We start from the raw sequence: 11,992 nt of genomic DNA, 5'->3' as shown, positions 1-11,992 counted from the left end.
ATGAGCCAGATTGAGAAAGAAACGGTTCTGGACATCAGGCGCCTGCGCACAGAGTTCGGCCTGACCGAGCGCCCGCTGGTTGCCGTCGACGATGTGTCGTTTCAAGTGAAGGCAGGCGAGATCCTCGGGCTCGTCGGCGAATCCGGTTCGGGCAAGAGCATCACTTTGCGCTCGATCCTCGGCATCGTCAGGCCAAGGGGGCGTGTCAAAGGCGAAATTCTCTGGAAGGGCAGGGACCTGGTGCCGCTCGACGAGGCGGCGCTGCGACGGGTGCGCGGACGCGAGATCGCGATGATCTTTCAGGAGCCGATGTCGTCGCTGAACCCGCTCCTGACCGTTGGTTTGCAGATATCGGAGAACCTTGCCGCCCATACGGATCTGGATGCGAAAGCAAGGAAGGCACGTGCTGTCGAACTGCTCGACATGGTCGGCATTCCTGCGGCGCGCGATCGGCTCGGTGATTATCCGCACGAGTTTTCCGGCGGCATGCGGCAACGGGTGATGATCGCGATTGCCCTTGCCTCCAACCCGCAACTGCTGCTCGCCGACGAGCCGACGACGGCGCTCGATGTGACCATACAGGACCAGATCCTGCGGCTTATCCAGGCGCTTAGCCGCGACCTCGGCATGGCGGTGATCCTCGTTACCCACGACATGGGCGTGGTAGCCGAGACCTGCGACCGGGTGGCGGTGATGTATGGAGGCCGTCTCTGCGAGACGGGACCGACGGCCGACGTCATCGGTGATGCCCGGCATCCCTATTCGCTCGGGCTTCTGCGCTCGATCCCGCGCGACGTCGCGCCGCGCACGCTGCTCTATTCGATCCCTGGTGCGCCGCCGTCGCTCAACGCCTTGCCGGCCGGTTGCGCATTTACGGCGCGCTGTCCCGTCGCCGGGCCGGAATGCCGCGATGTCCGGCCGAACCTCGGCACTGCCGGGAAAAACCGTCAGGTCGCCTGCCATCACCGCGAGCAAGCCCTCATTCATTTCAGCGCGCGGGAGGCGGCGCAATGAGCCAATCGATCCATCAGGCGGCCACGCCGCTGCTTGCGATCCGCGATCTCTTCATGCGCTTTGAAAAGCGCCGTTCGCTGTCGGACACGTTGGCCGGCCGGCCGCGTCAGGTCGTCTCGGCCCTGAACGGCGTCGACCTCGACGTAATGCCGGCCGAAACGCTGGGGATTGTCGGTGAGTCCGGTTGCGGCAAGTCGACGCTCGCGCGCTGCATAGCCGGCCTCAACCGGCCGACGTCGGGCGATATCCGCTTCGAAGGCGAAAGTGTCATCGACCTCAAGGGCGCAAGGCGACGCGGCTACAACAAGCGCGTCCAGATGATGTTCCAGGATCCCTATACGTCGCTCAATCCGCGCATGACGGTGCGCGACACGCTCCGGGAAGCGATCACGGTTCACCGCATGCGCGAAGGCGCCGGCATCGATCGCCGCGTCGACGAGTTGCTTGATCTGGTGCGGCTGCCCGATGGCGCCGCGGACAAGTATCCGCACGAGTTCTCCGGCGGCCAGCGACAGCGTATCGGTATCGCGCGGGCGCTTTCGCTGGAGCCGACCTGCCTTGTCGCCGACGAGCTGGTGTCCGCGCTCGACGTTTCCGTCCAGGCGCAGGTCGTCAACCTGCTGTTGGAGCTGCAGGACAGTCTGGGGCTGACGGTGCTGTTCGTTGCCCATGACCTCAGGCTGGTGCGCCACGTCTCCCATCGTGTCGCGGTGATCTATCTCGGTGCTATCGTCGAGGTCGGCCCGTCGGAGGCGCTCTTTTCCAGGCCGATGCACCCCTATTCGCAAGCGTTGTTGGCCGCAGCCCCTTCGCTCGATCCGACGGCGCGACGCAGGGCGCCGGCGCTCTCCGGCGAATTGCCGAGCCCGCTCGACATTCCACCGGGCTGCCCTTTCCACGTCCGCTGCCCGCATGCCGCGGAGCGTTGCCGCCAGGAAAAGCCGGCGCTGCGGCCGGTTGGCCACGGCATGACTGCCTGTCACTTCGCCGAGACGATCGGCGGCGCGTGAAGACCATTATCGAATAGGAAAAGACCATATGACATCGAAAGACACGCCGAGCGCCTCCAGCCGGATCGCGGCCCTGCGGCGCAAACTCGACGAGCAGGGGCTCGACGGCTACGTCATCCCCCGGTTCGACGAACATCAGGGCGAATATTGTGCGCCCCATGACAACAGGCTCGCCTTCGTGACCGGCTTCACCGGATCGGCCGGCGTCGCAATCGTCATGCGCGACCGGGCCGCCATCTTTGTCGATGGTCGCTATCAGGTTCAGGTGCGCGAAGAGATCGATGTCGACTGCTTCGCCATCGAGCATTTCTACGATGCACCGCTGAAGGACTGGCTGCGGAAGAACCTCCGCAAGGGCGAACGCGTCGGTTTCAATTCCATGCTGTTACCGCCCACCTGGGATATCGATTGCGGCCAATCCGTTGCCGCTGCCGGTGCCGAATGGGTTGCCGTGACCGACGATCTCGTCGACGCGATCTGGTCGGACCAGCCCGAACGGCCGCTTGGCAATGTGATCGCGCTGTCGCGTGAGTATGCCGGCGAAAGCGTCGCCGACAAGAAGCGCCGCATCGGCCAGATGTTGGCGGAGCAGGGCGCCGATGTCTTGATCGAGGCGCAGCCCGACAATATCGCCTGGTTCCTGAATGTTCGCGGCCGGGATGTGGCATTCAACCCGATGCCGCAGTCCTTCATGATCGCCGACAGGGAGGGCCGGGTCGAATGGCTGGTCGATCACCGCAAGCTGCCGAACGATCTCACAGACTTCGAACTTGAAGGCGTCACGATGTCCGAGCCTGACCTGTTGCTCGACAGGGTTCGCGCGGCGACCGCCGGGCGGGTGGCGCTCGTCGATCCCGGCTTCGCTCCGTCGGCAGTTGCCCACGCGACACGCGAGGCCGGCGGCAATGTCCGCCTTTTGCGCAGCCCGATCACGCTCGCCAAGATGCTGAAGAACCCCGTTGAACTCCAGGGCTTTCGCGATTGCCATCGCCATGATGGCGCCGCGTGGATCAGGTTCTTCGCCTGGCTGGAGGCCAACGCGGCCGCGCGGGAGGAGGAAGGACGGCCGATAACCGAACTGGAGGCGGAGGATCGCATCCTCGCCTTCCGCCGGATGGAGGCAACCTTCGTCGAGCCGAGTTTCCGCTCGATCTCGGCTGCCGGTGGCCACGCTGCCATGTGCCATTATGCGGCAACCACGAAGAGCGATGCGCCGATCACCTCTCGTGGCATCTATCTGCTCGATTCCGGGGGGCAGTATTTCACCGGAACCACGGATGCGACGCGCACGACAGCGATCGGGCCGGTCCGTGATGACATCCGCCGCGCCTATACGGCAGTCCTCAAGGGCCTGATTTCCATGGTTTCGCTCAAATTTCCGAAAGGCACCTACGGCCATCAACTCGACGCCTTCGCACGCCGTCCGCTTTGGGATCTCGGACTGGACTACGATCACGGCACCGGTCACGGCGTTGGTCATTTCCTGTCGGTGCATGAGCAGCCCCAACGCTTCGACCGCCGCGTCAACGAGGTTGAATTGCGGCCGGGCATGGTGACGACCATCGAGCCCGGCTACTACAAGGCCGGAGAATACGGCATCCGAATCGAGAATCAGGTGGAAGTGATCGACGATGGCGACGGTTTCATGAGCTTTCGCAGCCTGACGCTGGTGCCGATCGATCTCCGGCTCGCAGATATCAAGCTCATGAGCGAAACCGAAAGGCAGTGGATCGACGCCTATCATTGGCGCGTTGCCAAGACCCTGCAAGGGGTGCTCGATCCCGCCACGGCTGCCTGGCTGGCTGCAAGGACAGCACCGATCGGCAATTAGCCGGACGAGTTGCGGCGGCGGGCAATGGATCTGCCGCCCTTTGCGTTCTCAATTTGAAGATATGGACGACGGAGGCTTGCGATGCGACCTCCGTCGTCCGCTTTCGCCGGGTCGTGTGAAGTTACTTGCCTAATAGCGACCATTTGTGATAATTGTCACAAATATTGTTCGACCCTTTCAGCATACAATGCATTGGCTCGGACGACCGGACACACGGAACGATCATGGCCAGCCGCAAGACATCCCGCATCATTCAACTCGCCGACGCGCTGTCGGGCCGTCGCGTTCTTCATCTGCGCGATGCCGCAGCCTTGCTCGGGGTCTCTGAGATGACGGTTCGGCGGGACGTCGCCGACAATCCGGGGCAATTCACCTTCCTGGGCGGCCACATTGTGCCGGCGGGCGAGATGGATGGTGATATGCCGTATGAGTTGGCGCGGGAAGCCGACAGTCATGCAATGGCAAAGCGCGAAGCCTGTATCCATGCGGCCCAACACATCCGTCCGGACGAAACCATCTTCATCGATTGCGGTACGACTCTCGAATACCTCGTCGATCTCATTCCGGATAGTTATTCAATTACTGCAGTATGTTACTCGCTGAATGTCGCGGACAGGCTGACGCGGAAGCCCAATGTGCGCATCGTCATGCTCGGTGGTGTCTATCATCCGGCCTCGGCGTCGTTTTCGGGAAATTCGGGGCTCGAAACGCTCGATTCACTTGGGATCAATGTCGCATTTCTTTCGGCTGCGGGGGTGGACCCAGGGCGTGGCGCAACCTGTGTGCATTTTCACGAGGTGGCGGTGAAGCAGAAGGTGATCTCGCTTGCGCGCGAAAGCCATCTCGTTGTCGACCTGAGCAAGATCGGCAAGCTGAAACCGGCGTTCTTTGCGCCGATGAACGTCTTTCGCTCGGTGATCACCGAAGACGGCGACGCAGTCTTTCCGGCGATCTGACGCTTCGCCAGGAAAATGGTAGGATTCCATCGAAACGCGATCGTGGCGCTTGACACATTCCACATCTGATGGAATGCTAACAAAATTACGATAGAAAAATAACAAAATGAGAATCGCCGCCGACGCGGATAATAGCCGTGGTATCGTGCTGCGATGTCAGGGAGTTCGAGGAGCAATCGCTTGGAAGACCTTGCTGTGAAGAATGTGGCCGCGAAAACCGTGGCGCCTGTGGCTTCCGGCCACAACTGGCCGCGCAACGACGGCACGGAGCTCGATCTCGGTTGGGTGGTCGACCAGCGCGTCAATCTGTCGGCCGCCGAGCGGCGCGTTGCGACGCTGCCAGGTCGCCGGACCGTGAAGAAGGACGCGCAGGCCGCATGGCTTTTGAAGGCCGTAACCTGCATCGACCTGACGACGCTCAACGGCGACGATACGGCGGAGCGCGTCAAGCGGCTCTGCGCCAAGGCGCGCCAGCCGGTGCGCCAGGACATTCTCGATGCACTTGGCATGGGCAATCGCGACATCACCACCGGTGCCGTCTGCGTCTACCACCGTTTCGTTTCGACCGCAGTCGAGGCGCTTGAAGGTTCCGGCATTCCGGTCGCTGCCGTTTCCACCGGCTTTCCCGCCGGTCTCATTCCGCACGACGTCAAGCTTCGCGAGATCGAGGCTTCGGTTGCCGATGGCGCCAAGGAAATCGATATCGTCATCACCCGTGAACATGTTCTGACCGGCAACTGGCAGGCGCTCTATGACGAGATGCGCGATTTCCGCGCCGCCTGCGGCGATGCGCATGTCAAGGCGATCCTGGCGACCGGCGATCTCAAGACGCTGCGCAACGTGGCGCGTGCCTCGCTCGTCTGCATGATGGCCGGCGCCGATTTCATCAAGACCTCGACCGGCAAGGAGGGCGTCAACGCCACCCTTTTGGTGACCTTGGTGATGCTGCGCATGATCCGCGCCTATCAGGAACGCACCGGCATCAAGGTTGGGTACAAGCCTGCGGGCGGCATTTCCGCCGCCAAGGATATCCTGAACTACCAATTCCTGATGAAGGACGAACTCGGTCGCGAGTGGCTGGAGCCGGATCTGTTCCGCATCGGTGCATCGAGCCTGCTCGGCGACATCGAGCGCCAGCTTGAGCATCACGTGACCGGCGCCTACTCGGCCCTCAACCGACACCCGATTGGATGATCCCGATGACAGTCGCAAGGTATTTTGACGAAATGTCCTATGGTCCCGCACCGGAAGCCGACACCGAGGCCCGCCAATGGCTGGCGCGTCACAAGGGTGAGTTCGGCCACTTCATCAACGGTGCTTTTGTCGCGCCGTCGTCCGGCAAGACGTTCGAGACCTTCGAGCCCGCGACCGGTGCGCTGCTGGCGAAGGTGGCGCTTGGCAGTGCCAAGGACGTGGATGACGCCGTCGCTGCTGCCCGAAAGGCGCAAGGCTCCTGGGCCAAGTTGCCGGGCCATGCCCGCGCCCGCCACCTCTATGCCCTTGCCCGCACCATCCAGCGCCATGCGCGCCTGATCGCGGTGGTCGAGGCGATCGACAACGGCAAGCCGGTCCGCGAAACGCGTGATATCGACGTTCCGCTGGCCGCGCGTCACTTCTACCATCATGCCGGCTGGGCACAGCTGCAGGAAACCGAGTTTGCCGACCAGGTGCCGGTCGGTGTCGTCGGCCAGGTCATCCCATGGAATTTCCCGTTCCTGATGCTTGCCTGGAAAGTCGCCCCGGCCTTGGCGCTGGGCAACGCCGTCATCCTCAAGCCTGCCGAGTTCACGCCGCTGACGGCTCTGCTTTTCGCAGAGCTCGCCGCTGCCGCCGGCCTGCCGGCGGGCGTGCTGAACGTCGTGACCGGCGAAGGCGAAACCGGTGCGCTGATCGTCGAGCATTCCGACATCGACAAGATCGCCTTTACCGGCTCGACCGAAGTCGGCCGCCTGATCCGCGAGAAGACGGCTGGCACCGGCAAGTCGCTGACGCTCGAACTCGGCGGCAAGTCGCCGTTCATCGTCTTTGACGATGCCGACATCGATGGCGCCGTTGAAGGCGTGGTCGATGCGATCTGGTTCAACCAGGGCCAGGTCTGCTGCGCCGGCTCGCGGCTGCTGGTGCAGGAAGGTGTTGCACCTCTCTTCTACGAACGCCTGACGCGGCGCATGCACAGCCTGCGCGTTGGCCATCCGCTCGACAAGGCAATCGACATGGCGGCGATCGTCGCGCCGGTTCAATTGCAGCGCATCGAGAGCCTGGTCGCCAAGGGCGTGGCCGAAGGCGCCAAGCTCCACCAGCCGAAGATCGAGCTGCCCAAGGGCGGCAGCTTCTACCCGCCGACCTTGCTCACCAATGTGCAGCCGACGTCGATTGTCGCGACGGAGGAGATCTTTGGTCCCGTCGCAGTCTCGATGACCTTCCGTACCCCGGAGGAGGCGATCCAGCTCGCCAATCATTCCCGCTACGGTCTGGCGGCAAGTGTGTGGAGCGAGACGATCGGTCTGGCGCTCAATGTCGCTGCCAAGCTCGCAGCGGGCGTCGTCTGGGTGAATGCCACCAATCTGTTCGATGCTGCGGCTGGTTTCGGCGGCAAGCGCGAATCCGGCTTCGGCCGCGAGGGCGGCCGCGAAGGCTGCTACGAGTATCTGAAGCCCAAGGCGTGGGCGGGCCGCAAGCTGCGCGCAGCGCCAGCCGAACCGGTCTTGAAGCAGGCTGCCGGCGATTTCGCCGCTCCGTCGCTCGATCGCACAGCGAAGCTTTTCATTGGCGGCAAGCAAGCGCGCCCTGACGGCAACTATTCGCGTCCCGTGCTTTCGCCCAAGGGCAAGGTCATCGGTGAAGTCGGAGAGGGCAACCGCAAGGATATCCGCAACGCCGTGGTTGCTGCGCATGCGGCTTCCGGCTGGGCGTCGGCGACATCGCACAATCGGGCGCAGATCCTCTACTACATCGCCGAGAACCTTAGCGGCCGGGCCGATGAGTTTGCCAACCGCATTTCCGCGATGACCGGCGTATCGGCAGCCGGTGCGAAGGCCGAGGTCGAGGCGTCGATATCCAGGCTTTTCAGCTACGGCGCCTGGGCTGACAAGTACGAAGGCGTGGTCCATCAGCCGCCGTTGCGCGGCGTCGCACTCGCGATGCCCGAAGCGATCGGCGTCGTCGGCGTCATCTGCCCGACGGAAGCGCCGCTGCTCGGCTTCATCAGCCTGGTGGCGCCGTTGATTGCCACCGGCAACCGCGTCGTCGCGGTACCGAGCGAACAGCATCCGCTGGCAGCCACCGACTTCTATTCGATCCTCGAAACGTCCGACGTTCCGGCAGGTGTCGTCAATATCGTCACCGGTTCGGCGATGGAACTGGCAAAGACGCTGGCAAGCCACAACGACGTCGATGCGCTCTGGGCCTTCGGCACGCAGGAGCTTTCGACCGTGGTCGAGAAGCTTTCGGCTGGCAATTTGAAGCGGACTTTCGTCGACTATGGCAAGGCGACCGATTGGTTCGATCGCTTCGCAGCAGAAGGGCAAGCCTATCTGCGCCGCGCGACGGACGTGAAGAACATCTGGATCCCTTACGGCGAGTAAGGAATCCAGATCCCGGGGCCGGGGGGAGCCGACCCGGGAATGCAGCGACTGCAACATTGCAAGGATAGATTTGGGAGAGGTGGCGCCGACAGCGCGTCACCGAGTTTCGCGCCACTCGAAAGCATGCGAGCCGGCGTCTGGAGGAGGGTTGTCTATGCTGAAGAATCTGGACCCGGCACTCAACGCCGATGTTTTGCACGCGCTTCGCTCCATGGGGCACGGTGACACGCTGGTCATTTCCGATACCAATTTCCCGTCCGATGCGATTGCCAGGCAGACCACACTCGGCAAACTTTTGCGGATCGACAATGTCTCTGCAGCGCGCGCCGTGAAGGCGGTTCTGTCGGTGCTTCCGCTCGACACGCCGCTGCAGCCATCGGCAGGCCGCATGGAGATCATGGGTGCGCCGACGGAAATTCCTGGCGTGCAGCAGGAAGTCCAGGCCGAAATTGATCGTGCCGAGGGCAAACCCGCGCCGATGTACGGCATCGAACGCTTCGCCTTCTATGAACAAGCCAAGAAGGCCTATTGCGTCATTACCACCGGCGAGACGCGCTTTTATGGCTGCTTCCTTTTCACCAAGGGCGTCATTCCGCCTGAAAATGCCTAGCTGACAAACGTTAGTCTGCGCATCGGCTCTGTGAGCTGGTCGTCATAACATCTTGAACGCGTGAAATTTATCTTGGATCGCCGCTTCGCCTTTGGCAGCGGCGTGACCAGGGGAGGCAGGAATGAAGGTTGGTGTTTCGATCCTCGGGATCTTCGTGGCCGATACGGCCTATCTGGCGCGGCGCATGCCGGTTGTCGGCGAAACGATTACCGGAAGCGGCTTCTCGGTCGGGCCCGGCGGCAAGGGATCGAACCAGGCGGTCGCGGCGGCACGTGCCGGCAGTCCGGTGTCCTTCATCTCGAAAATCGGACGCGATACCTTTGGAGATATGGCGCTTCGCACCTATGCCGAGGCGGGCGTGACTCCGAAGATCGTCCAGATGGACGACCTGCCGACCGGCGCGGCTTTCATCTACGTCAACGATCAGAATGGCGAGAACGCCATCATCGTCTATCCCGGTGCAGCCGGCTCGATCGGCATCGACGATGTCGAGGCAGCGCGGGATACGATCGAAGCATCGCGCATCTTCGTGACGCAACTTGAGCAGCCGGCGGCCGCCGCCCAGCGAGCATTGGAAATCGCACATGCGGCAGGCGTGGTCACCGTCTTCAACCCGGCGCCGGCAGAGCCCTTCCCGGATGCGATCTATCCGCTTTGCGATTACATCGTGCCGAACGAGACCGAAGCGGCGGCGCTGGTGGGATTTTCTCTTGCCACGGCAGACGATGCGCGGCGGGCGGGTGACGCGCTTCTGAAGAAGGGCGCAAAGTCAGCGCTAATCACCCTCGGCGAAAGAGGCGTTCTTCTCCACAATCAGAGCCAGTCCGTATTCGTCCCGGCGATGGCAAGCGGCCCGGTTATCGACACGACCGGCGCGGGCGATGCTTTCGTCGGCGGGTTTTCAGCAGCCTTGGCGCGGGGGCTCGCGCCAGCGGATGCCGCGCGGTTCGGCTGTGCTACCGCCGGGATCTCGGTCACCCGTCGCGGCACGGCCCCTGCCATGCCGACGCTTGCGGAGATCGAGGCTCTCCTGGCGCAAGGGGCGGCCGCATGACGACGCGCAACGACCCGATCAAGCACTTCTTCATCTGGCCGGCCCTGATCATCGTTCTGTTGATTTCCATCTTTCCTCTGGTCTATTCGCTGACCACAAGCTTCATGAGCATGCGTCTGGTGCCGCCAATGCCGGCGCGTTTCGTCGGCTTCAGCAATTATGCGGATCTTTTGCAGAATCCACGCTTCTGGCACGTGGCCGGGACGACGACGTTGATCGCCTTCATCTCCGTCGGCCTGCAATATGTGATCGGCCTTTCCGTGGCGCTTGCGCTCAATTCCCGGGTGCCGGGCGAGGGCCTCTTTCGCGTCAGCTTTCTCCTGCCGATGCTGGTTGCGCCCGTCGCCGTGGCGCTGATTGCCCGACAGGTGCTTAACCCGACAATGGGTCCGCTCAACGAACTGATGAGCGCTCTGGGCTTTCCCAATCTGCCGTTCCTGACGCAGACGAGCTGGGCGCTCGGCTCGATCATCGCCGTCGAAGTCTGGCAATGGACACCGTTTGTCATTCTGATGCTGCTGGCCGGGTTGCAGACACTGCCAGATGATGTTTACGAGGCGGCCGCGTTGGAGAATGCCACGCCCTGGCAACAGTTCCGCGACATTACCTTTCCGATGCTGCTGCCGATCTCCGTCGCCGTCGTCTTCATCCGGCTGATCGAAAGCTACAAGATTATCGATACCGTCTTCGTGATGACGGGCGGTGGACCTGGGATCTCGACCGAGACGCTGACGCTCTTTGCCTATCAGGAGGGCTTCAAGAAGTTCAACCTCGGCTACACCTCCGCATTGTCGTTCCTGTTCCTGATCGTCATCACGGTGATCGGCCTCGTCTATCTCGCCATCCTCAAGCCGTATCTGGAGAAGCACAAATGAGCGTGCGCACTCTCAAGGGAAAACGGCGATGGATCGCGCTTGGCGGCTGCCTTGTCTGGCTCGCCATCACGTTCTTTCCGCTCTATTGGGTCCTGATCACATCGTTCAAGACACCGATCGCCGTGGTCGGCGGCCCGACCTACCTGCCTTTCGTCGATTTCGAGCCGAGCCTGACGGCATGGCGCGAGCTTTTGTCCGGCCAGCGGGGCCAGTTCTTCAACACGTTCCTGGCCTCGACGATCATCGGCCTTTCGGCATCGGTTCTCGCGACGGGCATCGGTGCGATGGCCGCCTATGCGCTGGTGCGTTTCACCTTCCGCTTCCGACTGTTGTCCGCATTGATCTTCATCGTTGTCGCCTTCGGCGGCTTCCTGCTTGGTCGCAATGTTCTCGGCTTCGGGCAGGGGATATCGCTGATCTATGCCTTTATCGCCGCGCTGGCACTGGCGGTGCTCTCCAGCCGCTTCCGGTTACCGGGGCCTGAGCTCGGCAACAACGACATCGTCTTCTGGTTCGTGAGCCAGCGCATGTTCCCGCCGATCGTGGCCGCCTTCGCGCTCTACTTGATGTACACCGAGATGGGCAAGCTCGGCTTCAAGCTGGTCGACAGCTACATCGGCCTGACCTTTGCCTACATCGCCTTCTCGCTGCCTATCGTCATCTGGCTGATGCGCGACTTCTTCGAGGCCCTGCCTGTCGAGGTCGAAGAGGCCGCCATGGTCGACAACGTTCCCACATGGCGCATCTTCTTCGGCATCGTGCTGCCGATGTCGAAGCCGGGGTTGATCGCAACATTCATGATCACGCTTGCCTTCGTGTGGAACGAGTTCCTTTTCGCGCTGTTCCTGACCAATTCGAGATGGCAGACGCTGCCGATCCTCGTTGCCGGCCAGAACAGCCAGCGCGGCGACGAATGGTGGGCAATCTCCGCCGCCGCGCTGGTGGCGATCATTCCGATGATGGTCATGGCCGTGCTTCTCAGTCGGCTCATGCGCTCCGGTCTGCTGCTGGGGGCGATCAAATAACGACCTGTTTTTCGGCAACAATTCATTCAAGGG

The 11,992-nt window shown here is 62.4% G+C and carries 10 protein-coding genes; all 10 read left to right on the top strand.

Going from position 1 to position 11,992, the window contains the following annotated elements:
* The 10 genes from LPJGGPFB_RS27090 (at position 1) to LPJGGPFB_RS27045 (ending at position 11,959) form a co-directional block, all read left to right on the top strand.
* Positions 1-1,014: an ABC transporter ATP-binding protein gene (locus tag LPJGGPFB_RS27090; protein WP_173423037.1), complete on the top strand. Its 1,014-nt coding sequence runs from the start codon at positions 1-3 to the stop codon at positions 1,012-1,014.
* A complete protein-coding gene (locus LPJGGPFB_RS27085; RefSeq protein ID WP_173423036.1) occupies positions 1,011-2,024 on the top strand; it encodes an ABC transporter ATP-binding protein in 1,014 nt (337 codons plus the stop codon). The genes LPJGGPFB_RS27090 and LPJGGPFB_RS27085 overlap by 4 nt, the downstream gene beginning before the upstream one ends.
* Before the next feature lie 28 nt (positions 2,025-2,052).
* Positions 2,053-3,855: an aminopeptidase P family protein gene (locus LPJGGPFB_RS27080; RefSeq protein WP_173423035.1), complete on the top strand. Its 1,803-nt coding sequence runs from the start codon at positions 2,053-2,055 to the stop codon at positions 3,853-3,855.
* A 224-nt stretch (positions 3,856-4,079) separates the two neighbouring features.
* Positions 4,080-4,811, top strand: coding sequence for a DeoR family transcriptional regulator (locus LPJGGPFB_RS27075; protein WP_173423034.1), 732 nt, complete (start codon positions 4,080-4,082; stop codon positions 4,809-4,811).
* Between the two features lie 180 nt (positions 4,812-4,991).
* Positions 4,992-6,005, top strand: a complete 1,014-nt coding sequence (gene deoC / locus LPJGGPFB_RS27070) for a deoxyribose-phosphate aldolase (RefSeq protein WP_173423033.1) — start codon at positions 4,992-4,994, stop codon at positions 6,003-6,005.
* A gap of 5 nt (positions 6,006-6,010) precedes the next feature.
* Entirely contained in the window at positions 6,011-8,395 is a 2,385-nt protein-coding gene (locus LPJGGPFB_RS27065; RefSeq protein WP_173423032.1) for an aldehyde dehydrogenase family protein, read from the top strand.
* Between the two features lie 154 nt (positions 8,396-8,549).
* Positions 8,550-9,005 carry an RbsD/FucU family protein gene (locus LPJGGPFB_RS27060; protein WP_173423031.1) on the top strand — a complete coding sequence of 152 codons (456 nt, stop codon included), beginning with the start codon at positions 8,550-8,552 and terminating at the stop codon, positions 9,003-9,005.
* Between the two features lie 121 nt (positions 9,006-9,126).
* Entirely contained in the window at positions 9,127-10,059 is a 933-nt protein-coding gene (rbsK, locus tag LPJGGPFB_RS27055; protein WP_173423030.1) for a ribokinase, read from the top strand.
* On the top strand, positions 10,056-10,934 hold the full coding sequence (locus LPJGGPFB_RS27050) for a carbohydrate ABC transporter permease (protein ID WP_173423029.1): 879 nt from the start codon (positions 10,056-10,058) through the stop codon (positions 10,932-10,934). The genes rbsK and LPJGGPFB_RS27050 overlap by 4 nt, the downstream gene beginning before the upstream one ends.
* Entirely contained in the window at positions 10,931-11,959 is a 1,029-nt protein-coding gene (locus LPJGGPFB_RS27045) for a carbohydrate ABC transporter permease (protein ID WP_173423028.1), read from the top strand. The genes LPJGGPFB_RS27050 and LPJGGPFB_RS27045 overlap by 4 nt, the downstream gene beginning before the upstream one ends.
* The last annotated feature ends 33 nt before the right edge of the window (positions 11,960-11,992 follow it).

The sequence above is a fragment of the Ensifer adhaerens genome, from assembly GCF_013283195.1.
GTDB classification, from domain to species: Bacteria; Pseudomonadota; Alphaproteobacteria; order Rhizobiales; family Rhizobiaceae; genus Ensifer; species Ensifer adhaerens_G.
The sequence above is the reverse complement of the archived record's forward strand: the minus strand, read 5'-3'. Positions and strand labels throughout refer to the sequence as shown.

Excerpts from the sequence above, each read along its gene's own strand:
- LPJGGPFB_RS27090 (WP_173423037.1), top strand. The coding sequence starts at position 1 with ATGAGCCAGATTGAGAAAGAAACGGTTCTGGACATCAGGCGCCTGCGC.
- LPJGGPFB_RS27085 (WP_173423036.1), top strand. The coding sequence starts at position 1,011 with ATGAGCCAATCGATCCATCAGGCGGCCACGCCGCTGCTTGCGATCCGC.
- LPJGGPFB_RS27080 (WP_173423035.1), top strand. The coding sequence starts at position 2,053 with ATGACATCGAAAGACACGCCGAGCGCCTCCAGCCGGATCGCGGCCCTG.
- LPJGGPFB_RS27075 (WP_173423034.1), top strand. The coding sequence starts at position 4,080 with ATGGCCAGCCGCAAGACATCCCGCATCATTCAACTCGCCGACGCGCTG.
- LPJGGPFB_RS27065 (WP_173423032.1), top strand. The coding sequence starts at position 6,011 with ATGACAGTCGCAAGGTATTTTGACGAAATGTCCTATGGTCCCGCACCG.
- LPJGGPFB_RS27060 (WP_173423031.1), top strand. The coding sequence starts at position 8,550 with ATGCTGAAGAATCTGGACCCGGCACTCAACGCCGATGTTTTGCACGCG.
- rbsK (WP_173423030.1), top strand. The coding sequence starts at position 9,127 with ATGAAGGTTGGTGTTTCGATCCTCGGGATCTTCGTGGCCGATACGGCC.
- LPJGGPFB_RS27050 (WP_173423029.1), top strand. The coding sequence starts at position 10,056 with ATGACGACGCGCAACGACCCGATCAAGCACTTCTTCATCTGGCCGGCC.
- LPJGGPFB_RS27045 (WP_173423028.1), top strand. The coding sequence starts at position 10,931 with ATGAGCGTGCGCACTCTCAAGGGAAAACGGCGATGGATCGCGCTTGGC.